At 70.2% G+C, this 24,070-nt stretch carries 21 protein-coding genes and 1 pseudogene; 8 read left to right on the forward strand and 14 right to left on the reverse strand.

The genetic code is table 11. From position 1 onward, the window contains the following. Window positions 1–97 precede the first annotated feature (97 nt). Both QE399_RS05775 and QE399_RS05780 read left to right on the forward strand, forming a co-directional pair. Window positions 98–1,111, forward strand: a complete 1,014-nt coding sequence (locus QE399_RS05775; RefSeq protein WP_309826983.1) for a LysR family transcriptional regulator — start codon at window positions 98–100, stop codon at window positions 1,109–1,111. A 425-nt stretch (window positions 1,112–1,536) separates the two neighbouring features. Next, window positions 1,537–2,505 (forward strand): tripartite tricarboxylate transporter substrate-binding protein, encoded by a 969-nt coding sequence (locus QE399_RS05780; protein ID WP_309826985.1) that lies wholly within the window; start codon window positions 1,537–1,539, stop codon window positions 2,503–2,505. Between the two features lie 198 nt (window positions 2,506–2,703). Here QE399_RS05780 and pobA read toward each other — a convergent pair whose 3' ends face one another. The 9 genes and pseudogenes from pobA to QE399_RS05825 all read right to left on the reverse strand — a co-directional run bounded on the left by pobA (window position 2,704) and on the right by QE399_RS05825 (window position 10,657). Then, a complete protein-coding gene (pobA, locus tag QE399_RS05785; protein ID WP_309826987.1) occupies window positions 2,704–3,900 on the reverse strand; it encodes a 4-hydroxybenzoate 3-monooxygenase in 1,197 nt (398 codons plus the stop codon). Between the two features lie 64 nt (window positions 3,901–3,964). Beyond that, a complete protein-coding gene (locus tag QE399_RS05790; RefSeq protein ID WP_309826988.1) occupies window positions 3,965–4,930 on the reverse strand; it encodes a Gfo/Idh/MocA family oxidoreductase in 966 nt (321 codons plus the stop codon). A gap of 5 nt (window positions 4,931–4,935) precedes the next feature. Further along, window positions 4,936–5,799 (reverse strand): class III extradiol dioxygenase subunit beta, encoded by an 864-nt coding sequence (locus QE399_RS05795; RefSeq protein WP_309826990.1) that lies wholly within the window; start codon window positions 5,797–5,799, stop codon window positions 4,936–4,938. A 1-nt stretch (window position 5,800) separates the two neighbouring features. After that, the gene (gene ligA / locus QE399_RS05800) at window positions 5,801–6,250 is read right to left on the reverse strand and encodes a protocatechuate 4,5-dioxygenase subunit alpha (RefSeq protein ID WP_309826991.1); all 450 of its coding nucleotides are present in this window, start codon (window positions 6,248–6,250) and stop codon (window positions 5,801–5,803) included. A 2-nt stretch (window positions 6,251–6,252) separates the two neighbouring features. Further along, window positions 6,253–7,170, reverse strand: coding sequence for an amidohydrolase family protein (locus tag QE399_RS05805; RefSeq protein WP_309826993.1), 918 nt, complete (start codon window positions 7,168–7,170; stop codon window positions 6,253–6,255). Window positions 7,171–7,179: 9 nt separating this feature from the next. After that, window positions 7,180–8,137: pseudogene (locus tag QE399_RS05810) on the reverse strand (Bug family tripartite tricarboxylate transporter substrate binding protein). Between the two features lie 74 nt (window positions 8,138–8,211). Next, window positions 8,212–8,895, reverse strand: a complete 684-nt coding sequence (gene ligK, locus QE399_RS05815; protein WP_309826995.1) for a 4-carboxy-4-hydroxy-2-oxoadipate aldolase/oxaloacetate decarboxylase — start codon at window positions 8,893–8,895, stop codon at window positions 8,212–8,214. An 18-nt stretch (window positions 8,896–8,913) separates the two neighbouring features. After that, window positions 8,914–9,942 carry an amidohydrolase family protein gene (locus tag QE399_RS05820; protein ID WP_309826997.1) on the reverse strand — a complete coding sequence of 343 codons (1,029 nt, stop codon included), beginning with the start codon at window positions 9,940–9,942 and terminating at the stop codon, window positions 8,914–8,916. Between the two features lie 25 nt (window positions 9,943–9,967). Then, a complete protein-coding gene (locus QE399_RS05825; protein WP_309826999.1) occupies window positions 9,968–10,657 on the reverse strand; it encodes a substrate-binding domain-containing protein in 690 nt (229 codons plus the stop codon). A gap of 174 nt (window positions 10,658–10,831) precedes the next feature. Between QE399_RS05825 and QE399_RS05830 the strand changes: the two genes are divergently transcribed. Beyond that, on the forward strand, window positions 10,832–11,749 hold the full coding sequence (locus QE399_RS05830; RefSeq protein WP_309827001.1) for a LysR substrate-binding domain-containing protein: 918 nt from the start codon (window positions 10,832–10,834) through the stop codon (window positions 11,747–11,749). A gap of 83 nt (window positions 11,750–11,832) precedes the next feature. On the opposite strand, the gene QE399_RS05835 is transcribed toward QE399_RS05830, so the two are convergent. Further along, window positions 11,833–12,669 (reverse strand): metallophosphoesterase, encoded by an 837-nt coding sequence (locus tag QE399_RS05835; protein WP_309827003.1) that lies wholly within the window; start codon window positions 12,667–12,669, stop codon window positions 11,833–11,835. Window positions 12,670–12,934: 265 nt separating this feature from the next. On the opposite strand from QE399_RS05835, the gene QE399_RS05840 reads away from it, so the two are divergent. Further along, a complete protein-coding gene (locus tag QE399_RS05840; protein ID WP_309827005.1) occupies window positions 12,935–13,357 on the forward strand; it encodes a universal stress protein in 423 nt (140 codons plus the stop codon). A 34-nt stretch (window positions 13,358–13,391) separates the two neighbouring features. Here the strand turns inward: QE399_RS05840 and QE399_RS05845 are convergent, their stop codons facing one another. Beyond that, on the reverse strand, window positions 13,392–14,036 hold the full coding sequence (locus QE399_RS05845; RefSeq protein WP_309827007.1) for a TetR/AcrR family transcriptional regulator: 645 nt from the start codon (window positions 14,034–14,036) through the stop codon (window positions 13,392–13,394). Window positions 14,037–14,176: 140 nt separating this feature from the next. After that, window positions 14,177–15,088 carry a LysR family transcriptional regulator ArgP gene (locus QE399_RS05850; protein ID WP_309827009.1) on the reverse strand — a complete coding sequence of 304 codons (912 nt, stop codon included), beginning with the start codon at window positions 15,086–15,088 and terminating at the stop codon, window positions 14,177–14,179. An 89-nt stretch (window positions 15,089–15,177) separates the two neighbouring features. Here QE399_RS05850 and QE399_RS05855 point away from each other — a divergent pair, with 89 nt between their 5' ends. Beyond that, entirely contained in the window at window positions 15,178–16,521 is a 1,344-nt protein-coding gene (locus QE399_RS05855; RefSeq protein WP_309827011.1) for a D-amino acid dehydrogenase, read from the forward strand. Between the two features lie 28 nt (window positions 16,522–16,549). Here QE399_RS05855 and QE399_RS05860 read toward each other — a convergent pair whose 3' ends face one another. Then, the gene (locus QE399_RS05860; protein ID WP_309827013.1) at window positions 16,550–18,154 is read right to left on the reverse strand and encodes an alkaline phosphatase D family protein; all 1,605 of its coding nucleotides are present in this window, start codon (window positions 18,152–18,154) and stop codon (window positions 16,550–16,552) included. Between the two features lie 48 nt (window positions 18,155–18,202). Further along, window positions 18,203–19,573 (reverse strand): chromate efflux transporter, encoded by a 1,371-nt coding sequence (gene chrA, locus QE399_RS05865; RefSeq protein ID WP_405043257.1) that lies wholly within the window; start codon window positions 19,571–19,573, stop codon window positions 18,203–18,205. Between the two features lie 203 nt (window positions 19,574–19,776). On the opposite strand from chrA, the gene QE399_RS05870 reads away from it, so the two are divergent. The 3 genes from QE399_RS05870 (at window position 19,777) to QE399_RS05880 (ending at window position 24,066) form a co-directional block, all read left to right on the forward strand. Beyond that, window positions 19,777–20,298, forward strand: a complete 522-nt coding sequence (locus QE399_RS05870) for a sigma-70 family RNA polymerase sigma factor (protein ID WP_309827015.1) — start codon at window positions 19,777–19,779, stop codon at window positions 20,296–20,298. A gap of 69 nt (window positions 20,299–20,367) precedes the next feature. After that, complete coding sequence (locus QE399_RS05875) at window positions 20,368–21,474, forward strand: FecR family protein (protein WP_309827017.1); 1,107 nt, start codon at window positions 20,368–20,370, stop codon at window positions 21,472–21,474. Between the two features lie 162 nt (window positions 21,475–21,636). Then, the gene (locus QE399_RS05880; RefSeq protein ID WP_309827019.1) at window positions 21,637–24,066 is read left to right on the forward strand and encodes a TonB-dependent siderophore receptor; all 2,430 of its coding nucleotides are present in this window, start codon (window positions 21,637–21,639) and stop codon (window positions 24,064–24,066) included. Window positions 24,067–24,070 lie beyond the last annotated feature (4 nt).

Genomic DNA, 24,070 nt, shown 5'->3' on the forward strand with positions numbered 1-24,070 from the left:
AATTGCCGGGCTAGTGGGATGAATCTTAGGGTTTACCCCATGGTTGTTCAACTTTATATGTTGAATCTCAGTCATTCATTTGAATGATGATTGGCGCATGCAACCCATCAACTTCCGCACGCTGGACCTGAACCTGCTGCGCGTGTTCGACGAGATCATGGCCGAGCGCAACCTCACGCGCGCGGCCGAGAAGCTGTCGCTCACCCAGCCGGCCGTGAGCAACGCCCTGCGCCGCCTGCGCGAGGTGCTGGGCGACGACCTGGTGGTGCGCAGCGGCCAGGGCGTGCAGCCCACGCCCCGGGCGCTGGCGCTGTGGCCGTCGGTGCGCGGCGCATTGGCGCAATTGCAACAGTCGCTGGCGCCGGGCGCATTCGACCCGGCCTCGGCCAACTCCACCTTCGTGGTCGCCATGGCCGACGCCACGGGCGCCACGCTCATTCCACCGCTGGTGGAGATCATCGAGCGCGAGGCGCCCGGCGTGTCGCTGCGCGTGGTGCCGCTCACCACGCGCGACCCGCGCCAGCTGCTGGACGACGAGAGCGCCGACATGGCCGTGGGCTACTTCCCCGCCGTGATGGCCGACCTGACGGCCCGCGCGCAGAGCGACAGCCTGGTGGCCTACGAGAGCGCCCGCCTGTACGACGGCGAATACGTCTGCGTGATGCGGCGCGAGCACCCGCTGGCGCAGGCGCCGCTCACGCTCGACCAGTACTGTGCGGCGCGCCACCTGCTGGTGAGCTTCTCGGGCAAGCCCTATGGCTTCATCGACGAGGCGCTGACGGCGCTGGGCCGCGAACGGCGCATCGTGCTCACCGTGAACCAGTTCTTCACCGCCGGCCGGGTGGTCGTCAACACCGACCTGCTGACCGTGCTGCCGCGCCACTTCGTCGGCGTGGCCAGCCTGGAGGGCGACCTGGCCTGGCGCCCGCTGCCCATGCCGCTGCCCACGGTGCACGTGGACGCGCTCTGGCACCGCCGCCGCCGGCACGACCCGGCCCACCGCTGGCTCCAGGACGCCCTGGGCCGCGCCGCCCGGCACACGGCGCCGGCGGTGTCGGAACGGGCGGATCTCATCAAAAACAATAGCTACTGGCGCTTGATAGACGGGTGATTGAAACTCCTTCCGCCTTCAAAAGCTTATGGGTCAGGCGCAAACAGCTCTTTTATTCATAGCGCGATCGTGTTTTGTGGCTTCGCCGCCAGATCGGACGGCGGCATCGCCCCCGCGCAGCCCGCTGGGACAGCGGCGCGATAGCGCAATGCGGGGCGGTCCTGGACCGCAGCCTCGGCCATCTGCGGCGGCTGCGCCCACCCTTTTCCGAGACAGCGCAGGATCGTCTTCCGACGCCCATGGGCCGGCGAGGCAACGACGGCGCAGACAGGCCCGGCGTTACGCCCTGCGCGCGCAACGCCCCGGTGCGTGCGCCCTATCCATGCCCGAACGCTATACCTGCTGTGCCGATCTCCCGGTATCGCGCAGGTCCGTCCCCTGCCACAGTCGGCCGGAGGGCGGCGCTGGGCCGGCCGGGAGACACCATGCGCAGGCGACAGTTCGGACAGTGGGGCCTGGCCCTCGGCGCCGGTGCCACCCTCGCGCCCGCCCGGGCGCAGGCGCCGGGCCCGCTGCGGATCGTGGTGCCCTTCGGCGCCGGCGGGATCGCCGACCTCACGGTCCGGGTGCTGGCCCAGGAATGGGCCCGTTCGTACCAGCAGAGCGTGGTGGTCGACAACCGGCCGGGCGCCGGCGGCGTGGTGGCGACGGATGCCGTGGCCAAGGCGCCGGCGGACGGCAAGACGCTGCTGCTCCTGTCCAACGCCACCGCCATCAGCGCCGGGCTCTTCCGGTCGCTGCCCTTCGATGTGCGCACCGACCTGCAGCCCATCTCCCTGCTCGGGGTCTTCGACTTCGCGGTGCTGGTGCCGGGCCGGAGCCCGCTGGCCTCCTTCCAGGCCTTCCTCGCCGAAGCCCGGCAGCGGCCCGGTGCGCTCAACGTGGGCACCATCAACAAGGGCAGCACGCAGCACCTCAGCGCCGAGCTGCTGCTCAGCACGCTGGGGATCCGCGCCGAGGTCGTCCCGTTCAACGGCTCGCCGGCGCTCCTGAACGCGCTGCGGGGACAGCAGGTGGACATCGCCGTGGAGGGGCTCGCGCCCACCCTGGGCGCGGTGCGGGACGGCGCGCTGCGGGCACTGGCCACGCTGGGGCTGCAGCGATCGCAGGCGATGCCGCAGACCCCCACCGTCGCGGAGAGCGACCTGCGCGCCAAGGGCTTTCAGGTGACCTCGTGGAATGCCCTGGCCGCGCCCGCAGGCACGCCGGCGGAGGCCATCGCCCGCCTCCACCGGATGGCCAGCGAGGCGCTGGCAACGCCGCGCGTGCAAGAGGCCCTGCGCCACTTGGGCGTGGAAGCCCGCAGCAGCACGCCGCAGGAACTGGCGGCGCTACTGGCGCAGGAGACGGCGAAATGGAAAGCCGTCATCCAGCGGTTGGGGCTGGCGCAGTGAGGCATGCGCTGCGGCGAACCAGGCGCTAGAGCCGCGCGGACACGCCGCGCGTCCGGCGATGGGCTCATCCGCGGCACGGGTGGCGCCGCCGCTGGCCCGCCGGAATGGCGCGCCCCGGGTCTGCCGCGTAACGGCTTGTGGGCTGTGAGTTGTGGCCCGTGGCAGGTCGATGGCCGCAGCAGCGCCGGCGGCGGCCGCTCAGCCCGCGGCGCCGAAGTCCAGCGGTAGGCCCACGTAGTTCTCGGCGATGCTGCGCTGGCCGGCCTCGGAGTGCACCAGGTAATCCAGCTCTGCCGCCCGCAGCCGGGCCTCCATGGCGTCGTCGTCCGGAAAGTGGTGCATGAGGTGCGTGAACCACCACGAGAAGCGCTCGGCCCGCCAGATGCGGCGCAGGCAGCGCTCCGAATACGCCAGGATGCCGGCTTCGCTGCGGTCCTGGTAGAACTCGATCAGGGCGGCCGACAGGTATTTCACGTCGGTCGCGGCCAGGTTGAGCCCTTTCGCCCCGGTGGGCGGCACGATGTGCGCCGCATCCCCGGCCAGGAACAGCCGCCCGAACCGCAACGGCTCCGAGACGAAGCTGCGCAGGGGCGCGATGCTCTTTTCGATGCTCGCGCCGGTGACCAGCCGCTCCTGGGCCTGCGGATCGAGGCGATGGCGGAGTTCGGTCCAGAACCGGTCGTCGCTCCATTGCGCCACGGTGTCGGTCGAGGGCACCTGCAGGTAATGGCGGCTGCGCGTCGCACTGCGCTGGGAGCACAGCGCAAAGCCCCGGGCACTGCGCGCGTAGATGAGCTCGGCGTCGACCGGCGGCGTGTCCGACAGCAGGCCCAGCCAGCCGAACGGATAGACCTTCTCGTAGGTCTGGAGGGCCTGTGCCGGCACGCTGGCGCGGCACACGCCATGGAATCCGTCGCAGCCGGCGATGAAGTCGGCGTGGACCGTGTGTGCGGCGCCTTCCGCATCGAAGGTCACCGTGGGCCGCTCGGAATCGAATCCGTGCAGGCGCACGTTCTCCACCTGGTAGAAGGTCTTCAGGCCAGCCGCTGCGCGGGCAGCCATCAGATCGCGGGTCAGCTCCGTCTGACCATAGACCATGACGTGCTTGCCGCCCGTCAGCGCGGCCAGGTCGATGCGGTGGCGCACCTGGTCGAGCAGCAGGGTGAATCCGTGGTGCACCACGCCTTCCTGGTGCATGCGCTGTCCGACGCCCGCCTCGTCGAGCAGGTCCGCGGTGACCTGCTCCAGGATCCCCGCCCGGATCCTCGCCTGGACGTGGTGGGCCGATTGCCGCTCGATGAGGATGTTGTCGATGCCGGCGCGGTAGAGGAGCTGTCCGAGCAGCAGGCCGGAAGGGCCGGCGCCGACGATGACCACGGGGGTGCGCTGTTGCATGCTGGTGAGGTCTCCAGGGAAGCCGCCGCGCACAAGCGCAGCGCGCCACAGTGTGTCTGGCTGATCAGGCGGCTGCGTTCAGTTGCTGCTCCAGCTGGTGGAGCACGCGGTAGCACGGCAGGACCTGCGCGATGCTGGCATTGGGTTCGCGCCCTTCGCGGATGGCGGCGAAGAATTCACGGTCCTGCAGCTCGATGCCGTTCATCGACACATCGACCTGGGACACGTCGATCTTTTCTTCGCGGCCGTTCACCAGATCGTCGTACCGGGCCACGTAGGTCGCCGAGTCGCCGATGTAGCGGAAGAAGGTTCCGAGCGGCCCGTCGTTGTTGAAGCTCAGCGACAGCGTGCAGATCGCTCCGCTGCGGCTGCGCAGCTGGATGGACATGTCCATGGCGATGCCCAGCGTCGGATGGATGGGGCCCTGCAGGGCATGCGCCTGGACGATCTCGCCCGCCTGGTACGCGAAGAGATCCACCGTATGCGCCGCGTGGTGCCACAGCAGATGGTCGGTCCAGCTGCGGGGCTCCCCCAGCGCGTTCATGTTGGTGCGGCGGAAGAAGTACGTCTGCACGTCCATCTGCTGGAGGTTGAACGCCCCGGCCTGGACCTTCCGGTGGATGTACTGGTGGCTGGGGTTGAAGCGGCGCGTGTGCCCGCACATGGCCACCAGGCCGGTGCGCTGCTGGGCCTGCAGCACCTGCTCGCCGTCCGCCAGCACGTCGCACAGCGGGATCTCGACCTGGACGTGCTTGCCGGCGTTCAGGCATGCGATGGCCTGGGCCGCGTGCATCTGGGTGGGCGTGCAGAGGATGACGGCATCCACGGTTGGGTCGGCCAGCACGTCGTCCAGGTCGGTGGTGGCGTTCGGTATGCCGTACTTGTCAGCGATGGCGCGGGTCTTCTCCAGGTCGCGGCTGACCAGCCAGGCCACCTCGACGCCGTCGATATTACGGATGCCGTCCAGGTGCTTGATGCCGAAGGCGCCCGCACCGGCGAGCGCGACCTTGATGGGGGGGGTAGGGCGCATGGGCTTCAGTTCTCGAGGATCAGATGGCCCACCGCCGTGTTCGAGGCAGGCACGTGGTAGAAGCGCTGCCGCACGCGCGGCGCGGCGCCGCCGGCGACATCGGCCATCGCCCCGCGGGCAATGAGCCACATCACCAGCTCGATGCCTTCGGAGCCCGCCTCGCGGACGTAGTCCACGTGCGGCATCCGCGACAGCGTGTCGGGGTCGCTGATCAGCTGATCGAGGAACGCGTTGTCCCATGCCCGGTTGATCAGGCCGGCGCGCGGCCCCTGGAGCTGGTGGCTCATTCCGCCCGTGCCCCAGATCTGGACATTCAGGTCCCCGTCGAAGGACTCCACGGCGCGGCGGATGGCCTGGCCCAGCATGAAGCAGCGCCGGCCGGAGGGGGCCGGGTACTGGACCACGTTCACCGCGAAGGGGATGACCGGGCAAGGCCAGTGGAACGCCTCCACGGGAGGCTGCCCGCAGAGCAGCGACAGCGGCACGGTGAGGCCGTGGTCCACATCCATCTTGTTCACGATGGTGAGGTCGAAATCGTCCTGGATGACGCTCTGCGCAATGTGGGCGGCCAGCTCCGGATGGCCGACGACCGGGGGCACCGGACGCGGCCCCCATCCTTCGTCCGCCGGCGCATACAGGCTCCCCGTGCCGATCGCGAACGTGGGGATCAGGTCCAGGCTGAAGGCGGTGGCATGGTCGTTGTAGACCAGGAAGACGGCGTCCGGCGTGTTCTCCTTGAACCACTCCCGAGAAGGCCCGTAGCCCGTGAAGACGGGCTGCCAGTACGGGTCCGCCGTGCGGTCCAGATCCATGGCGGACCCCATGGCCGGCACGTGGGACGTGTAGACGGATGCAGTGATGCGCGCCATGTCAGATCGCTCCTTTGCCCTGGGATCCCGCGGCCCCCTGCGGCTGGCGGTGGGGTTGCGCATCGCCGTGCTCGCCCAGGACCCGGTTGCCCTCCACGGAGCGGCCGCCTGCCAGCATCATGGCCCGGTACTCGTCCTCGGTCATGCCGGTCATGCTCCCGGCCATCTGCTGGAAGCTCTTGCCGTCGGTGGCGATGATCTTGGCCAGGAAGTAGATGTTGCCTCCCAGGGCGATGCAGCGGTTGAGGTCGCGCGACAGCACCGCGAGCTTCTGCGCCTCGCTCATGGGCCATGCGTCGAGGTAGGCCCGCTCGTCGGCCTTGAAGCGCGCGCGGTTCTCTGCACGCATCAGCGACATGCAGAACTGGTTGAGCCAGTAGCCCAGCCGCGATTGCTCCGCATCGAACACCGTGGTGCCGGGGATGTCCTGGTAGGGCTTGTGCAGTGCCATGGTCACGCCTCCTCGGGCCAGTACAGCCGCATGGGGTTGTCGACGAGCAGCTTGCGCTGCAGCGCTTGCGTTCGGGCGATGTGGGGGATGAAGTCCACCAGCAGGCCATCGTCGGGCATGTGGTCCTTGAGGTTCGGGTGCGGCCAGTCGGTGCCCCAGAGCACCCGGTCGGGAAACTGCTCCACCACGCACCGTGCGAACGGGACCACGTCGCGGTACGGGTGCTGCTCGCCGTCCACCGCCTTCGGGCCGCTGACCGAGAGCCGTTCGGGACAGCTCACCTTGCTCCACACGTGGGGGTGTTCCCGCAGGAAGCGCAGGAAGAGCGCGAACTCCGGGCTGTCCACGCCCTTGCCCACATCGGGACGCCCCATGTGGTCCACCACGACGTCGGTAGGCAGCGCGGAGAAGAAGTCCCACAGCTCGGGCAGGTCCACGGCCTCGAAATAGACGACGACATGCCAGCCCCAGTGCTTGATGCGCTGCGCAATCTCCAGCAGCTCGTCCCGGGGCGTGAAGTCCACCAGCCGCTTGACGAAGTTGAACCGGACGCCGCGCACGCCGGCCGCGTTCAGTGCTTCCAGCTCCGTATCGGTCACGGAGCGGCGAACCGTGGCCACGCCCCGCGCCCGCCCGGCCGAATGGGTCAGGGCATCGACCATGGCCCGGTTGTCGTCGCCATGGCAGGTGGCCTGAACCACCACATTGCGCGCAAAGCCCAGGTGGTCGCGCAGCGCGAAGAGCTCATGGCGGGACGCATCGCACGGGGTGTACTTGCGCTCCGGGGCATAGGGAAACACGTCGCCCGGCCCGAACACGTGGCAATGCGCGTCGACGCTGCCCGGCGGCAGCGTGAAGCGGGGCCGGCTCGGTGCCGCATGCCAGTCGAGCCAGCCCGGGGTCTTGGTGAAGTTTTCCATCGCGTGCGGTCAGTCGAGGGTCACGTTGGCGGCCCGGATGACGTCACCGAAGCGCCGGCTCTCGTCCTGGATGAACTGAGCGAACTGGGCGCGGGTGGTGACCGGAAAGGGCTCGTAGGCAAAGCTGCCGAACTTGGCGCGCACTTCGGGCGTCTGGAGCGCCTCCTCCACGTCCCGCTTGATCTTGTCGGCCGTGCCGGCCGGCAGACCCGCAGGCGCGACCAGGGCATTCCAGCCCGTGACCTGGAAGCCCCGCCGGGCCGCCCGATTCGCCCACGGTGGGCACGTCCGGGTAGTCGGCCGACCGCTGCGGGGCCGCGATGGCGAGGAACCGCAGCCGGCCCGCGCGCTGCAGGGGACCGGCGGTCGCCGCGCTGCCCAGGGCAAAAGCCAGATCGCCCGTGGAAACGGCGGTGTACAGCTGCGTCGTTTCCTTGAAAACCACATGCTCCATCCGGGTGCCGGTCGTGGACTCGAAGAGTTCCGAGCCCAGATGCACCGGATTCCCCACGGACCAGGAGCCGTAGTTCAGCTTGCCGGGATGGGCCTTCGCGTCGGCGATCAGCGCGCCCACGGACTGGTACGGGCTGTGGGTCGCGACGGTGAAGAAGAAGTAGGTCTTGAAGAGCGGGAGCAAGGCCTCGAAGTCCTTGGCCGGGTCGTACGGAAGTTTCTTGAACAGGCTGGGGTAGGCCGCCAGGTGGACGTTGTCCACCACCATCAGGTCCGTGCCGTCCTTGGCCCCGCGCTTGAAGGCATCGATGGCGATGAAGCCGTTGCCCCCGGGGCGGTTTTCCACGGTCACGGGCTGGCCCCACATGCGCGACAGGCGGTCCGCCATCAGCCGGGCGACGCCATCGGGTCCGCCGCCCACGGGAAAGGGGGTGATGATGCGCACCGGCTTGGCCGGGAACTGCTGCGCCAAGCCCGTGTGCGGCTGGGCGAACAGGCCCATGAGGCACACCATGCCTGCGTGCGTGAGCCAGCGAATGCGTCGGGTCCCTGTCATGCGTGTGTCTCCGTGGTCGCTCGTTGGTGGTTTCAGTCGATGTAGCGCAAGCCCGCGGCAGCGAGCGGCTCGCGCATCTTGTACATGTCCAGGCCCAGCACGCCAGAGGCCAGTTTCAGGCGCTTTTCTTCTTCGAGCGAAGCGCGTTGCCGCGCGGCCTCCAGCGTCTGGCCGGCGCGGGCGGCAGGAACACAGACCACGCCGTCGTCATCGGCCACGATGACGTCGCCGGGCGTGATCCACATCCCGGCGCACACCACGGGAATGTTGACCGAACCGATGGTGCCCTTGATGCATCCCTTGCTGCTCACGGCCTTGCTCCACACCGGGAAATCCATGTCCTGCAGCGTGCGGACGTCGCGCACGCCGGCGTCGATGACCAGGGCCCGCGCGCCGCGGGCGTGGAAGCTGGTGGCCAGCAGGTCGCCGAAGTACCCGTCGCTGCAGTCTGCGGTGATGGCGGCGACCACGATGTCGCCGGGCTGGATCTGCTCCGCCACCACGTGCATCATCCAGTTGTCTCCCGGATGCAGCAGCACCGTGACGGCCGTGCCCGACACCGCGGCGCCCGGGTAGATCGGGCGCATGTAGGGCTTGAGCAGGCCCACCCGCCCCATGGCCTCGTGCACGGTGGCAGACCCGAATGCACCGAGACCGTCGGCAGCGCCGCGGTCTGCGCGCTGGATGTTGCGATAGACAACGCCGAGTTCGTACATGGGCAGTTCCTGTGGGTTTCAACGGCCGCGTGACTTCAGCGCAGCATCGAGGCGCGGAAACACGCGGCGGGCATTGCCCTCGAACACCTTGAAGCGGTCGGCCTCATCGAGATGGGCGGTGGCGTCGATGTACCGCCTCGTGTCGTCGTAGTAATGGCCGGTTTCCGGGTCGATGCCCCGCACCGCACCGATCATTTCCGAAGCGAACAGGATGTTGTCGACCGGAATCACCTGGGTGAGCAGATCGATGCCGGGCTGGTGGTACACGCAGGTGTCGAAGAAGATGTTGTGCAGCAAGTGCTCCTGCAGCAGCGGTTTCTTCATCTCCTGCGCCAGCCCCCGGAAGCGCCCCCAGTGGTAGGGCACTGCGCCGCCGCCGTGCGGAATCACGAACTTCAGCGTCGGAAAGTCCTTGAAGAGGTCGCCCTGGATGCACTGCATGACCGCCGTGGTGTCTGCATTCAGGTAGTGGGCCCCCGTGGTGTGAAAGCAGGCGTTGCAGCTGGTGCTCACATGCACCATGGCCGGAATGTCCAGTTCCACCATCTTCTCGTAAATCGGGTACCAGTGGCGGTCGGTGAGGGGCGGGCTGGTCCAATGCCCGCCGCTGGGATCGGGATTCAGGTTGATTGCCACGAAGCCGTAGTGCTTCACGCATTTCTCCAGCTCCGCAAGGCAGTGCCTGGGGTCGCTCCCGGGCGACTGCGGCAGCATGGCGGCGCCCGCGAAATGCGCGGGAAAGAGCTGGCTGACGCGGTAGCACAGCTCGTTGCAGATCGCGGCCCAGGTGCTGGAGACTTCCTGGTCGCCGATGTGGTGGGCCATGAAGCTCGCCCGGGGGCTGAAGATGGTCAGATCGCAACCGCGCTCGCGCATCAGACGCAGTTGGTTGCTCTCGATGGATTCGCGCAGCTCGTCGTCGCTGATCTTCAGGTCCGCGACCCGCGGGCGGACCGACGGGTCCTGGATGCCGGCGATCTGGGCGTTGCGCCACCGCTCCAGCGCCGGGGGCGCCGTGGTGTAGTGGCCGTGGCAGTCAATGATCATGGAAGGTTCCAGAGTGAGGGGCGATTCAGACAGGCGCCATCCCGTGCCGGCGCTTGGTGGCAGCCGTCTCGGCAGACGACAGGAACTCCAGCAGGCGCGCCGCATCGTCACGCCGCGCGCTTTCTCGGGTGATGGCCCCGCTGAAGACCGTGGTGACTTGGGTGCCGGGCGGCAGGTCCCGGAGGACCTGGATTCCGGCGACATGCATGAGCTCGCTGTACTGCTGGAATCCCAGTTCGACGGTGCCGTCCGCGATCAGGCTGCCCACCGGCGTGCCCGGCGGCGCCTGGACCACCTTCGCGCGGACGGCATCCGCGATGCCCCACTTCTGGAACAGCTGCTGCAATGCCACGCCGCTGGGGCCGGTCGAATAGCCGATGGATGCGGCGGCCAGCACCGCGCCGCGCAACTCCGCCTCGGTGCGCGCGGAGGGGAGCGCAGCGCCCTTCCGCACCGCCATGGCCACCGACGACTTCGCCAGAGGCACCGCGCCGGGCGGGGCCAGGCGGCCTTCGTCGCCCAGGGCGGCGATGGCGTCCGCGGCCAGGATGACCACATCGAAGGCCGCGCCGGCCCGCACGCGTTTCAGCGCCTCCACCCCGCCCAGCGACTCCAGGGTGGCCGGGGGCGTGCGGTGGGCCGTCCACTGCTGCAACAGCTCGGCCATGAGGGCACGGGTGGCCATGGACGAAACAGCGCAGACAGCAGGGGCCAAGGGAATGTCTCCAGGAAGGCACCGGCTGGACTGCCGGCGCTGGAGTGCATTCTGCGTGGCATAGCAGCCAGCGCATACGGGCATGTACCACTACCTGATATAGCGTCTTGGCATACCATGCGGACGCGTGGCCCGCGGTCCTGTAGTGCCTGCTGGGGCGCAGAAGGAACGGCCATGGACCTCAAGCAAATCGAATATTTCGTGCGCGTCGCAGAGCTGGGAAGCTTCACGCGCGCGTCGGTGGCCCTGTCCATCGCGCAACCGGCGCTGAGCCGCCAGGTGCGGGAGCTGGAGGTGGACCTGCGCCAGCACCTCCTGCAGCGCCATGGCCGCGGGGTCACGCTCACCGACGCGGGCAAGCTCATGCTGGAGCATGGGCGCGGGATCCTCCACCAGGTGGCACGCGCGCGGGAGGACCTGGACCGCGCCCGGGGCGCGCTGACCGGCCAGGTGAGCGTCGGGCTGCCGCCCAGCCTGGCCCGGGTGCTGACCGTCCAGGTCTGCCGGGCCTTCCGCCAGCACCTCCCGGAGGCCACGCTGTCCATCACCGAAGGGCTCTCGGCACAGATGCAGGACTGGCTGCAGACGGGGCGGCTGGACGTAGCCCTGCTCTACAACGCGCCGGTGTCTTCGGAGCTGTCGATGGACCCTTTCATGGAGGAAGAACTCTTCGTGGTGTCGCCCCGCCCTGACACGCGCGCGGGACTGGGCGAGGACACCGAGCGGCCGGCGCGGCTGGAGGAGCTGGCGCGCGATCCCTTGATCGTTCCCAGCCGCCCGAACGCGCTCCGCATGGTGGTCGAACGGCGCATGGCCGACCTCGGCCTGGCGCCGCGGATCGCCATGGAGATCGATGGCGTTCCGGCGATCCTGGATCTGGTGTCGGAAGGCCTGGGCTACGCCGTGCTTCCGCGCCATGCCGTCCTCACCGCCACCAAGCCCGAGCGCTATCTGCTCCGCCCCGTCCACCCGGCCCGCCTGGTGGCAGAGGTTTCCATCGTGACCTCGACCCGGCGGATCACCACGGCGACCCAGCAGCGGACCATCGAGCTGGTCAAAGCAGCGGCCCTCTCGCTCCAGGCCAAGCCTTGAGAGCGTGTTGAGATCTCCCAGGAGTTGCGCGGGGAAGCGCGGGCAGGGCCGTCGCGGCGGACCGATTTCCCCCGCGCACCAGGCTAACGGACCTCGATCACCATGGGATCCACGAAGGTCTCCTGCTCGCCCTTGCTGCGATAGCCTCGCGGGTTCGCCAGCACCCTGCATTTGCGGGGACCTGCGGCGCTCTCCGTGGTCACCAGATAGTCATTGGGGCAGTGCAGATGGCCGTGAAACCACCAGTCGGCTTGGCTGAACAGCGCATCCAGGCTGTTGCAGAAACCCGCCGTGCCTGGGCTCAGGCCGTACCGGGGGTCGGCACTTCGCAGGCTGGGGGCGAAATGCGTGACGACGACCGTCGTCCCCTCGAACGGGACATCCAGCGTGGCCGACAGCCAGGTCTGGCACTCCAGCGCCAACTCCCTCAGATCCGCCGCCAGCATCTTTTTGCCGCCCGCGAGCGTGGAGTACTTCTGCAGATAGAAGTTGGCCGCCCGGTACGCTTTCTCCCGCACCTGCAATTGGCGGGTGAGGCCATCCGAAGGCTCGACCATCGCGTCGAAATCGCTCCACAGCGTCGTGCCCACGAAGCGGATGCCATCGATGACGACCACCTGCTTCTCCAGCCATCCGATGCCCAGGCGCTGGCACACCTCTTGGAGACGCCCGTGGGTCTCCAGGTAATCCAGGCCGTCGTACTCATGGTTGCCCGGGGTGAACAGCACCCTCTTCCACCGCGCGTCGGCGCCCAGGGGCGAAAACTGGGCAAGGCCGAAGCAGCCATCGTCGATGCCGGATCCCTCCTGGTAGGACCCGATGTCGCCGGCCAGGATGAGGAGGTCGGCATCTTGGGCCGCGGCAGGACGGAAGTCGGGATACCTCTCCAGATGCAGGTCGGACAACAGTTGGATCTTCATCGTGAAGGAGTTTATCCAGCCGGCCCGCCGCGCCGGGCGCCGCAGGCCCGTGGTCGGGCGCGCGCGATGCGGCCATGCCCTCAAGGGCGAGCAGGCCTCCTACCAGCCGCACGGGGCCGCCGCCGTATGATGGCCGCGGACCGGCGCCGGGGCAGCGCCCCGCAGGCCGGCCGAACGCACCGCGCGGCATAACAAAGATGACCCAGGTCAAGACAACAGACGCAAGCGCCCTTTAGTCTGAGAACCTACCTATCGGAGTCATCGCATGAACATCCTGCTCGCTGTCGACGGCAGTCCCTACACCAAGAAGATGCTGGCCTACCTGGCCACGCACGACGAACTGTTCGCCGGCTCCCATACCTATACCGCGATCACCGTGCAGTCCCCGCTGCCGCCCCGGGCCCGCGCCGCGCTGGGCAAGGAAGTGGTCGAAAAGTACTACGCCGAAGAGGGCGACAAGGTCATCGCCCCGGTGGCCAAGTTCCTGGGGCGCCACGGCCTGCAGGTCAAGAGCCTGGTGAAGGTGGGCGCCGTGGGCGAGACCATCGCCAAGGCCGCAGAGAGCGGCAAGTACGACCTGCTCATCATGGGCACGCACGGCCATGGCGCTTTGGGCAAGCTGGTGATGGGCTCGGTCAGCACGCAGGTGCTGGCCAACAGCACGGTGCCCGTGCTGCTGGTGCGCTGATTCCTGCGGGCGCGGAGGCCGGCGGCGCCGGCGCTCAGGCGCCCGGCCCAGCGGCCTGCGGCGGACGTGCCGCCAGGCCGTTCATGCAGGTTTCCAGGGCCCACTCCAGGATCTGCGCATCGCTGTAGGTGCCGCGGTCGCGCAGCATGGTCAGCAGCGGATCGGCCGACCGGGCCAGCAGTGCGCACAGCACCACGTCCGGCGGCAGCGCGGGGTTGATCTGGCCGGCCTGCTGGGCCTCGCCGATCCAGCCCAGGATCTGCACGCTGATGTGCTGGAGCGACTCCTGGTAGGCGCCGCATTCCTTGAGCGGCCCGGCCAGGCCCGAGTTGCGGCTGAGCAGGATGGGCATGTCGTCGGACAGCTGCATCTCGATCGTCCAGCGCAGCAGCGCCCGCAGGCGCTCCATGGCGGGAAGGCCCGCCGGCTGCGCGGCGATGAAGCGCTGCACGCGCTCCACCACATGCACCATCGCCGCGGCGCACAGGTCGTCCTTGCCGGCAAAGTGCTTGTACAGGCTGGCCTTGGCGATGCCCACGGCGGCGGCCACCTCGTCCACCGTCATCGCCTCGAAGCCCTTTTCGCCCAGCAGCCGGCTCGCCGCGGCCACGATGGCTTCTTCGCGCGCATGGTGCATCTGCTGCTTGAAGGAGTGGCGGGGCTGCTGAAGGGAGTTCATCGGCCGCGATCTTAGCGAGAGCGGACGCGGCGGCCGGGGGAAAAACCCCAGGCCCGGCGGCGGGCTGTGGTGCAACGGTCACGGGTCCGCGTGCGGGGCCCTGCCCGCGCACACGGGGGCACGGCGGCAAGGCCGCGTGTTCAGGCCACCAGCGTGCGCCGCGCGGCCGCCGTGAGCGCCTCGGTCAGCGCGTTCAGTACCACCGACTCCAGGTTCCAGCAGTGCCAGTAGAGCTGCACCGGCAGGGTGTGGCCGGGCGCCAGGTCCACCAGCTGGCCCGCGGCCAGCAGCGGCTGGGCGAGCAGCTCGGGCACCACGCTCACGCCCCAGCCGGCGGCCACGGCACGCACCTGGCCTTCCGAACTGGGCACGAACAGCTGGTTGAGCGTGACGCGCTTGAGCCCGAAGGTGCGGGCGACGAACTCGGCCTGCAGGTCGTCCTTGCGGTTGAAGGCGACGAAAGCCACGTCGCGGAAGTTGTGGGCCGTCAGCCCCTGCGGCAGATAGCGGTTGGCCAGATCGGGCGCGGCCACGGCCACGTAGCGCATGGCACCCAGCGGCACGACCCTGCAGCCGCGCAGCGCGTTCTTGAGCGTGGTGACGCAGCCCAGCACCTGGCCGGAGCGCAGCCATTCCTGCGTGAAGTCCTGGTCGTCCGCGATGATCTCCAGCGGCAGCCGCTCGCGCACCAGGCCCTGCAGCGCGTCCAGCGCCCAGGTGGCGATGCTGTCGGCGTTGATGGCGATGGAGATGCGTTCGTCCTCGCGCCCACCGCCGGGCGCGCTGGGCGCCAGCTCCTGCAGATCGCGCTCCAGATCGGCGCGCAGCAGGCGCAATTGCTTGGTGTGCTTGAGCAGCAGCTGCCCCGCGCTGGTGGGCTTGAGCGGCCGGCTGCGCACGATGAGCACCGACCCGACCTGCGCCTCCAGCGCGCGCAGGCGCTGCGACACCGCCGATTGCGTGACGTTCAGGCGCTGGGCGGCGCGCTCGAAGCCGCCCTCCTCCACGATGGCGGCCAGGCATTCCAGGGCGGCGGGGTCGTAGCTGCTCATGGCACTCTCTTCATTAGTCGTTCTGATGAATTTGGAGGAAGTTTAATTTCACTTTTCAACGCCGGCAACGCGCTCCACACTCCGGCCCCATGAAAACCATCGTTCTCGGCGCCGGCATCATCGGCATCTCCACCGCCTGGCACCTGCTGGAGCGCGGCCATGAGGTCGTCGTCGTCGACCGCCAGCCCGACGCGGCGCTGGAGACGAGCTTTGCCAACGCGGCGCAGATCTCGGTGAGCTACTGCGAGCCCTGGGCCAACCGCGAGGCGCCGTGGAAGGCGCTGAAGTGGATGTTCGACAAGGAGGCGCCGCTGCTGTTTCGCCCGCAGCTCGACTGGGACCAGTGGCGCTGGGGCCTGAAGTTCCTGGCGCAGTGCAACGACGCGGCCTTCGAGCGCAACGTGCAGCAGATCGTGGCCCTGGGCGCCTACAGCCATGCGGCGCTCAAGGACGTGGTGCGCGCCACGGGCATCGACTACCACCGGCTGGAGCGCGGCATCGCGCACTTCTATTCCGACCAGCAGTCCTTCGACGCGGCTGGCCATGCCGTGGAGGTGATGCGCCAGTTCGGCGTGCAGCGCCGGCTGGTGAGCCGCGAGGAGCTGCTGCAGATCGAGCCGGCCTTCCGCGCCTACGGCGACCGCATCACCGGCGGCACCTACACCAGCACCGACGAGAGCGGCGACGCCCGCGTCTTCACCCAGGCCCTGGCCCGGCGCTGCGCCGAGCGTGGTGTGCAATTCCTCTACGGCCACGATGTGGTGCGCTTGAACCAGGTCGGCGGCGCTATCGAATCCGTAGCTTTACGCGCCCGTGCATCAAGCGCTGCAGGCCAAAACGACCAAAACCTCACGGCCGATGCGGTGGTGGTGGCCTGCGGCACCTACAGCGCGCCGCTGCTGCGCACGGTGGGCGTGGATCTGCCCATCTACCCCGGCAAGGGCTACAGCGCCACCTTCAAGCTGCTGAAGCCCGAGGCGGCGCCGATGGTGTCGACCATCGACGACGCCAAGAAGCTGGCCATGAGCCGGCTGGGCGACACGCTGCGCGTGGCGGGCACCATCGAGCTGGGCGGCTACGACCTGTCGCTGGACAGCCCCGTGGCGCGCGCGCGCTGCCACCTGCTGTCGCGCCGCATCGAGGCCATCCTGCCCGGCGTGTGCGACACCCGCACGCCCGAGGAAGGTGGCGATCCGCAGTACTGGACCGGTCTGCGCCCGGCCACACCGACCAACATCCCGTTCATCGGCCGCACCAAAGTGAACAAGCTGTGGGTGAATGCCGGCCACGGCACCCTGGGCTGGACGCACGGCGCGGGCTCGGGCAAGGCGATGGCCGAGCTCATCAGCGGCGAACGCCCGGCGATGGCCTTCGGCTTCCTGGGCATGGAGCCCGCCGCGCGCACGGCACCCGCTGCGGCGCTCGCGGCCTGAACGCGCCCCGGCGCGGTCGCCCGCCCGCTCAGGCCGGCTGCGGCCCGGGCACCCCGTCTTCCACCACGAAGCGCGCGAGCGTGGACACGCCGCTGTCCTCGCGCGCCACGTCGTCCACCACGCGCAGGGCCGTGTGCCAGCGCTGGGGCGTGACCTCCGCCACCGCGTAGCCGCGCCGGTCGGGCCGCGCCAGCAGCACGTGCGGGTTGGCCGCCACGATCTGCTGCGCCCGCTCCAGCGGCACCTGGCTGGCCGAGGAGATGGACGTACCGCAGAACTCGCTGGCCAGCACCGGCGATGCGGCGTCGGCAAAGTCCGCCATGACGCGGCACACGTAGTTCTGGTGGATGTCGCCGCCGATGAAGACCGCATTGCGCGGCTGCGCGGCCTGCAGCGCGTCCAGCACGCGCTGGCGGCCGGCGGGGTAGCCGTCCCAGGCATCGGAGCCGACCCGGTGCTGCGCGCCGGCCCGGGCGTTGCGCGGCGAAAACAGCGTCTGCTGCGCCAGCACGCTCCAGCGCACGCCGCCGGCCGCATCGGCCGCCAGCCCCTGGGCCAGCCAGCGCTCCTGGTCGGCGCCCAGCAGCGTGCGGGCCGGGTCGCGCAGCTCCGGGCAGCGGGCGGCCGATACGGCGCCTTCGGCCGGACTGCCGGGCGTGCGGCAGGCCTGGCGGTCGCGGTACTGGCGCGTGTCGAGCACGTGGAAGTCCAGCAGCCGGCCCCAGCCGTAGCGCTCGTGCACGCGCAGCGCGTCGTGCGTGCCCAGGCCGGCCAGCCCGTGGCGCAGGGCCGTGGCGCGCAGCGGCATGTTCTCGTAGAAGGCCTGGTAGCCGGCGTTGCGCCGCTGCAGGAAGGCTTCCGCCGCGCCCAGCCCGCCTAGGCCCGCGTAGTCGTTCTGCACCTCGTGGTCGTCCCACGTGACGATCCACGGGCAGGCGCGGTGCATGGCCTGCAAATGCGGGTCGCTGCGGTAGAGCGCGTAGCGGTCGCGGAAGTCCTGCAGCGCGGCGGCCAGCGGCAGCGTGTGGGTGCGCACCAGCGGCGTGGCCGGCGGCGTGCGCGGCATGGCGTATTCGTAGATGTAGTCGCCCAGGAACAGCACGGCGTCCAGCTCTTCATGCTGCATGTGGCGATAGGCGGCGTAATGGCCCTGCTCCCAGCGCTGGCACGAGGCGAAGGCGAAGCGCAGTCTGCGCGGCAGCGCGTCCGCCGCGGGTGCCGTGCGGGTGCGCGCGGCGGGCGTGGCCGCATCGCCGTGCAGGAAGCGGTAGAAGTACCAGCGGTCCGGCGCCAGGCCCGCCACCTCTACATGCACGGCATGGCCGAGCTGCGCCAGCGCCGTGGCCTGGCCCTGGCGGACGATGCGGCGAAAGCCCTCGTCCTCGGCCACCTCCCAGCCCACCGTCACGGCCGGGGGGAGCGCGGTGCGCGGCGCGCCGAAGGGCACGCTGCCGGGCACGGGGCCATCGAGCAGCCGCGTCCAGAGCACGAAGCCATCGGGCGACGGCGCACCGCTGGCCACGCCCAGCGGGAACAGGTCGCGCCCGCGCACCGGGTTGGACCAGGCCCAGCGCGGCAGCGTGCCGGCCACGGCCAGGGCCGAGGCCAGGCGGATGAGTTCACGGCGTTGCATGGATCAGACTCCTTGGCTAGGCGGGCGCGGCGGGTCCCACCGTGGGGCTCACAGCCCCGACAGCCGCACCGCCGCACCCAAGGCGCCGCACAGCGCCAGCACCGGCACCACGCCCCAGCGCAGCCGCATCAGCGCCACGGCGGCCAGCAGGCCGATGGCGGCCGCCACGGCATCGAACCCGCCGCCGGCGCCCTGCGGCCACAGCACGTGGTAGGCGAAGAACACGGCCAGGTTGGCGATGACGCCGACCACGGCCGCCGTGATGCCGGTCAGCGGCGCGGTGAAGCGCAGCTGGCCGTGCGTGGATTCGATGAACGGCCCGCCGACCAGGATGAAGACGAACGAGGGCAGGAAGGTGAAGAAGGTGACCACCACCGCGGCCGCCGCGCCCGCCAGCCAGAGCGCCTCGGGGCCGAACAGCGCCTGGCCCCAGCCGCCGACGAAGGCCACGAACGCCACCACCATGATCAACGGCCCGGGCGTCGATTCGCCCAGCGCCAGCCCGTCCATCATCTGCGCGGCGCTCAGCCAGTGGTAGTGTTCCACCGCGCCCTGGTAGACGTAGGGCAGCACGGCATAGGCGCCGCCGAAGGTCATGAGCGCGGCCTTGGTGAAGAACCAGCCCATCTGCGTCAGCGCCCCGTGCCAGCCCCACAGCGCCCACAGCCCGCCCAGCGCAGCCAGCCACAGGCCGGCGCCCACGACCAGCACCCGCCGGCAGCGCGCCCAGGAAAAGCGGGCATGCGCCGGCGCGGGCGTGTCGTCGTCGATCAGCGCAGGGGCGGCCGGCTTCGCCGCGGCGCGGGCGTGCCCGGCCTGCCCGGCAAACGCCTGTGGCACGAAGCGCCCGCCCAGGTGCCCGGCCAGCGCGGCAGCCACCACGATGAGCGGAAACGGCAGCCCGAACGCCAGCAGCGCCACGAAGGCCGCCACCGCAATCGCCCAGAGCCACCGGTTGTGCAGCGTGCGCGAGCCCACCCGCCAGGCCGCCTGCACCACGAGCGCGGTCACGGCAGGCTTGATGCCGTAGAACACGCCGGCCACCAGCGGCACGTCGCCCTGCGCCATGTAGAGCCACGACAGGCCGATCATCAGCACCAGCGAAGGCAGCACGAACAGCGCCCCGGCCAGCATGCCGCCCCAGGTGCGGTGCAGCAGCCAGCCGATGTAGGTGGCCAGCTGCTGCGCCTCGGGCCCGGGCAGCAGCATGCAGTAGTTCAGCGCATGCAGAAAACGCTTCTCCGAGATCCACCGCCGGCGCTCCACCAGCTCCTCGTGCATCAGGGCGATCTGCCCCGCCGGGCCGCCGAAGCTGATGCAGCCGAGCCGCGCCCAGAAGCGCAGCGCCTCCGAAAGTCGCAGCTGCGCGGGTGCAGGCGTTGCGGTGATGGTCGCGTGGGGGTCTGGGACAGGGTCCACGAAAGCTCCTGGATGCGCAAGGACGCGGGCACGCCGGGCCGCCCTGCGTGCTCCGGCAGCCGCGCATCTTAGGCGTTGGCGCCACAGGTGCACCAGGCAACCACGGCCTCAGCCTGCGCACGGCTGCGGGTCGAAATAGAATGATTCTTATTTTCGGACCGCGCCAGCATGCTGCAAGGCTGCTCCGTCCCACTGAGTCATCCATGCTGGAGCGCTTTTACCGCGAACTGCTCAACTTCCTGCACCGCCAGGTGAACGACCGCGACACCGCGGCCGACCTGGCGCAGGAGAGCTATGCGCGTGTACTGGCCGTCCAGCATGCCGGGCGCCCGGTACTGGACGTGCGCGCCCTGCTCTACAGCACCGCCAGGAACCTGGTGACCGACCAGTACCGCCGTGCGGAGGTGCGGCGCCACGAGAGCCTGGACGCCATCGACGAGCCCGACCAACTGCTGGCGCCGCGCCACCTGCAGCCTGACGAGGCGCTCGGCTCGCGCCAGGCCATCGCCGCCTACGCCCACGCCATCGACAACCTGCCGCCGCGCTGCCGCGAGGCCTTCGTGCTGCACCTCATCGACGGCCTGCCGCAGGCGGAGGTCGCCCAGCGCATGGGCATCTCGGTGAGCATGGTGGAAAAGCACGTGGTGCGCGGCATGCTCGCCTGCCGCCAGTGCGAGCACGACCTCGGTGCCGGGCAGGGCGGCGACGCCCGGCGCGAGGGCTGAGAGCCGGGCCGCCGACCTGGGCGGCCCGCCGGCGGGCCGCGCCGGCGTCTATAGTCCACCGTTCTCTCCATGCCCGAGCCCCTCACACCGACCGACGACCGTGCCGCCCCCGCTGCGTCCGGTGCACGGTCGCGCGCGGACGAGACAGCCGTGGAACAGGCTGCCGCCACCTGGGCGCTGCGCCGTCGTGCGGGGCTGGACGCAAACGGCCGTGCCCAGCTGCAGGCGTGGCTGGCGGCCGACCCGCGGCACGCCGACGCGCTGGAGGCTTTGTCCGCCACGCTGGAACGCGTGCGCGCCCTGCCTGCGGAAGACGCCCAACGCTGGCGCCCGCAACCCGCCCGGCCGGCCTCCGCGGCCCGCCGGGTGGGGTGGCGGCCCTGGCTGCCGCAGGCCACCGCCGCCGTGCTGGCAGTGGCCGTGGTGGGCACGGCGGGGCTGGGCTGGTGGCGCCAGCCCACCTTCGAGCAGACCTACGCGACGACACGCGGCCAGCAGATCCGGGCCACGTTGCCCGACGCCTCTGCCGACGGCAGCACCGTGCAGCTGGACACGGCCACGCGGCTCCATGTGCGCCTGTTCCGTGACCGGCGCGAAGTGGAGCTGCGCGACGGCCAGGCGATGTTCGCCGTGCACCCCGACAGCACCCGGCCCTTCCACGTGCTGGCCGGCGGCCTGCGTATCACCGTGGTGGGCACGCGGTTCTCGGTGCGGCACACGGCCACTGGCGTCGGCGCAGGCCACACCACCGTCGCCGTGGAAGAAGGCCATGTGCGCGTGGCGCCCGTGGCCCGCGGCGCACCGGCCGCTGGCGCATCCGTGGCCTCCGCGGCCTCCGTGGCCGCGATGGTCCCCGTAGACCTGCGGGCCGGCCAGACGGTCTCCGCCACTGGCCAGGGACAGTTGGGTGCCGTAGCCACCCTGGCCCCCAGTACCGTCGCCCCCTGGCGCGCCGGCCGCCTCAGCTTCCACCAGGTGCCGCTCGCCCAGGCGCTGGCGGAGTTCGAGCGCTATGGCAGCACCCATCTCGTGGTGCGCGACCCTGCCGTGGCCGCGTTGGAAGTGAGCGGCAGCTACGGCGTGCTGCAGTCGCAGCGCTTCGCCGAGTTCCTGCCGCAACTGCTGCCCGTGCGGCTGCAACGGCAGGGCGCGACGACCGAGATCGTGGCGCGCTGAAGGCGCCCGCAGAGCGTTCTTACCGGCCCTTCATTTTTTTCTCCTTTTTTGAGCAGCCGACGTGTGGATCGGTGAACTCCGTGCGTCTTCAGCGGGTGGGAGCGCGGCGCCGCAGGCGCGTGGCCTCCCCTTGTCCCCGCCGACCCAGGAGCTTCCTTTTCCATGCGCACCGCATCCCTGTCTCTGTCCCGCCGCCGCAGCCAGCGCCGGCCCGCGGCCACCGTTCTGGCGGCCGCCGCACTCGCCGCCCTGTCCGTACCGGCCGCCCAGGCCCAGGCCGATGCACCGGCTTCCACGGCACGCAGCTTTGCCATCCCCGCCCAGCCGCTGGCGCACGCACTGAACGAACTCGCACACCAGGCCAACCTGCAGATGGGCTTTGCCCCGGCTCTGGTGGCGGGCAAGACCTCGGCGGCCGTGTCCGGCGAATTCACGGCGCAACAGGCGCTGGATCGTCTGCTGGCGGGCACGGGCCTGGCCGGAGCCATCCGCCAGCAGTCGGTGCTGGTGCAGCCTGCACCGCAGGGCGGGGCCGGGGCGGTGCTGCCCACGGTGTCGGTGCTGGGTGCCGCCCCGGTTTCGCTGCCGCTGCCCCAGGCGTATGCCGGCGGCCAGGTCGCCCGCGGTGGCCGGGTGGGGCTGCTGGGCAACCGCGACGTGCTGGACACGCCCTTCAGCGCCACGCAGTACACCGCGCAGCTGGTGGAAGACCAGCAGGCGCAGACCATCGGCGACGTGTTGGTCAACGACCCCTCGGTGCGCAACACCTATGGCCGCAGCGCAGGTCGCGAGGAATTCAACATCCGCGGCTTCACGCTGTTCAACTACGACGTGTCCTTCAACGGCCTGTACGGCGTGTCCCCGCGCAATGCAGCGTCGCTGATCGGCGTTGAGCGCGTGGAATTGCTGCGCGGCCCCAATGCGCTGCTCAACGGCATGGCGCCCGCCGGCTCGGTGGGCGGCGGCATCAACCTGGTGCCCAAGCGCGCCGCCGCCACGCCGCTCAACCGCGTGACGGTCTCCACCGTGGACGACGGCCAGCTCGGCGCGCATGCCGATCTGTCGCGGCGCTTCGGGCAGGACCAGGAATGGGGCGTGCGGCTCAACGCCGCCAAGCGCTCCGGCGACACGCCGGTGCACGGTTCCAAGGAGCGGGTGGACGCGCTGGCGCTCGGGCTGGACTACCAGGGCGAGCGCGTGCGCCTGGAGGCCGACATCAACTACCAGAGCCGCGTGACGCACGGGCGCAGCAGCCTGCTGTTCCCGCCCGGCTCGGGCACAGCCATTCCCGCGGCGCCCGACAACCGCACCAACTTCCAGCCGGCCTGGAGCTTCTGGGACGCCCGGGAGCGGGCCGCCGTGGTCCGCGCCGAGGCCGACCTGGCCCCCGACCTGGTGGCCTTCGGCGCCCTCGGCGCCATGCAGTACGACTTCGACAGCCTGCAGACCACGTCCCTGCTGACCGGCGTGCAGGGCGGCCTCATGGCGCGGCCCTACCGGCTCAAGGAGTCCGTGGACACGCAGACGGGCGAGGCCGGACTGCGCGGCCGCGTGCGCACCGGCCCGCTGCAGCACGAGTGGGTGCTGAGCGCCAGCGCCTACGCGCAGGACAACGGCCTGCTGCGGCGCAACGGCACGGTCTACACCTCCGACCTCTACACGCCGGCCGACGTGCCGCGACCCGCCATCGCCCTGGACGGCTCCCTGCCGCGCACGGGAGAGACCCGCCTGCGCAGTCTGGCGCTGGCCGACACGGTGTCGTTAGCAGACCGGCGCGTGCAGCTGACGCTGGGCGCGCGCCACCAGCAGGTGCTCAGCCGCAACTTCGACGGCGCGAGCGGCGCGCTGTCTTCCCGGTACGACCGGTCCGCCATCACGCCCATGGCCGCCGTGCTGTGGAAGGCGGCCGACGGCGTCTCGCTCTACGCCAACTACATCGAGGGCCTGGGCCAGGGACTGACCGCGCCGGAAGGGTCGGCGAATGCCGGCGAGGTGTTTCCGCCCTCCAAGTCGAAGCAGGCCGAGGTGGGCGCCAAGTTCGACACCGGGCGCCTCACCACCACGGTGAGCCTGTTCCAGATCGAGCGGCCCAGCAGCCTGCTCGACACAGGCACCAATCCGCCCGTCTTCCGCATGGCGGGGCGCCAGCGCAACCGCGGCCTGGAAGTGCTGACCCAGGGCGAAGCCGCCCAGGGCGTGCGCCTGCTGGCCGGCGCGGCCTACACGCAGGGCAAGCTGACCAAGACCGAGGGCGGCACCCTGGACGGCCGCACCGCGCCGGCCACGCCGCGGCTGCAGCTCAACCTGGGCGGCGAGTGGGACACGCCCTTCCTGCCCGGCCTGACGCTGACGGCGCGGGGCCTGCGCACCAGCACGCAGTACGTGGACATGGAGAACACCCAGCGCCTGCCCGCCTGGACGCGCTGGGACCTGGGCGCACGCTACCGCTTCAACGCCGGTGCGCACCCGGTCACGCTGCGCGCCTCGGTGGAGAACGTGTTCGGCAAGAACTACTGGCAGTCCGCCGCGCGTGAAGGACTCACCATGGGCGCGCCGCGCACGCTGCTGGTCTCGGTGACCACTGATTTCTGAGCGC

It is taken from the genome of Paracidovorax wautersii (assembly GCF_031453675.1).
Classification (GTDB): Bacteria; Pseudomonadota; Gammaproteobacteria; order Burkholderiales; family Burkholderiaceae_C; genus Paracidovorax.

Excerpts from the sequence above, each read along its gene's own strand:
- QE399_RS05775 (WP_309826983.1), top strand. The coding sequence starts at position 98 with ATGCAACCCATCAACTTCCGCACGCTGGACCTGAACCTGCTGCGCGTG.
- QE399_RS05780 (WP_309826985.1), top strand. The coding sequence starts at position 1,537 with ATGCGCAGGCGACAGTTCGGACAGTGGGGCCTGGCCCTCGGCGCCGGT.
- pobA (WP_309826987.1), bottom strand. The coding sequence starts at position 3,900 with ATGCAACAGCGCACCCCCGTGGTCATCGTCGGCGCCGGCCCTTCCGGC.
- QE399_RS05790 (WP_309826988.1), bottom strand. The coding sequence starts at position 4,930 with ATGCGCCCTACCCCCCCCATCAAGGTCGCGCTCGCCGGTGCGGGCGCC.
- QE399_RS05795 (WP_309826990.1), bottom strand. The coding sequence starts at position 5,799 with ATGGCGCGCATCACTGCATCCGTCTACACGTCCCACGTGCCGGCCATG.
- ligA (WP_309826991.1), bottom strand. The coding sequence starts at position 6,250 with ATGGCACTGCACAAGCCCTACCAGGACATCCCCGGCACCACGGTGTTC.
- QE399_RS05805 (WP_309826993.1), bottom strand. The coding sequence starts at position 7,170 with ATGGAAAACTTCACCAAGACCCCGGGCTGGCTCGACTGGCATGCGGCA.
- ligK (WP_309826995.1), bottom strand. The coding sequence starts at position 8,895 with ATGTACGAACTCGGCGTTGTCTATCGCAACATCCAGCGCGCAGACCGC.
- QE399_RS05820 (WP_309826997.1), bottom strand. The coding sequence starts at position 9,942 with ATGATCATTGACTGCCACGGCCACTACACCACGGCGCCCCCGGCGCTG.
- QE399_RS05830 (WP_309827001.1), top strand. The coding sequence starts at position 10,832 with ATGGACCTCAAGCAAATCGAATATTTCGTGCGCGTCGCAGAGCTGGGA.
- QE399_RS05835 (WP_309827003.1), bottom strand. The coding sequence starts at position 12,669 with ATGAAGATCCAACTGTTGTCCGACCTGCATCTGGAGAGGTATCCCGAC.
- QE399_RS05840 (WP_309827005.1), top strand. The coding sequence starts at position 12,935 with ATGAACATCCTGCTCGCTGTCGACGGCAGTCCCTACACCAAGAAGATG.
- QE399_RS05845 (WP_309827007.1), bottom strand. The coding sequence starts at position 14,036 with ATGAACTCCCTTCAGCAGCCCCGCCACTCCTTCAAGCAGCAGATGCAC.
- QE399_RS05850 (WP_309827009.1), bottom strand. The coding sequence starts at position 15,088 with ATGAGCAGCTACGACCCCGCCGCCCTGGAATGCCTGGCCGCCATCGTG.
- QE399_RS05855 (WP_309827011.1), top strand. The coding sequence starts at position 15,178 with ATGAAAACCATCGTTCTCGGCGCCGGCATCATCGGCATCTCCACCGCC.
- QE399_RS05860 (WP_309827013.1), bottom strand. The coding sequence starts at position 18,154 with ATGCAACGCCGTGAACTCATCCGCCTGGCCTCGGCCCTGGCCGTGGCC.
- QE399_RS05870 (WP_309827015.1), top strand. The coding sequence starts at position 19,777 with ATGCTGGAGCGCTTTTACCGCGAACTGCTCAACTTCCTGCACCGCCAG.
- QE399_RS05875 (WP_309827017.1), top strand. The coding sequence starts at position 20,368 with ATGCCCGAGCCCCTCACACCGACCGACGACCGTGCCGCCCCCGCTGCG.
- QE399_RS05880 (WP_309827019.1), top strand. The coding sequence starts at position 21,637 with ATGCGCACCGCATCCCTGTCTCTGTCCCGCCGCCGCAGCCAGCGCCGG.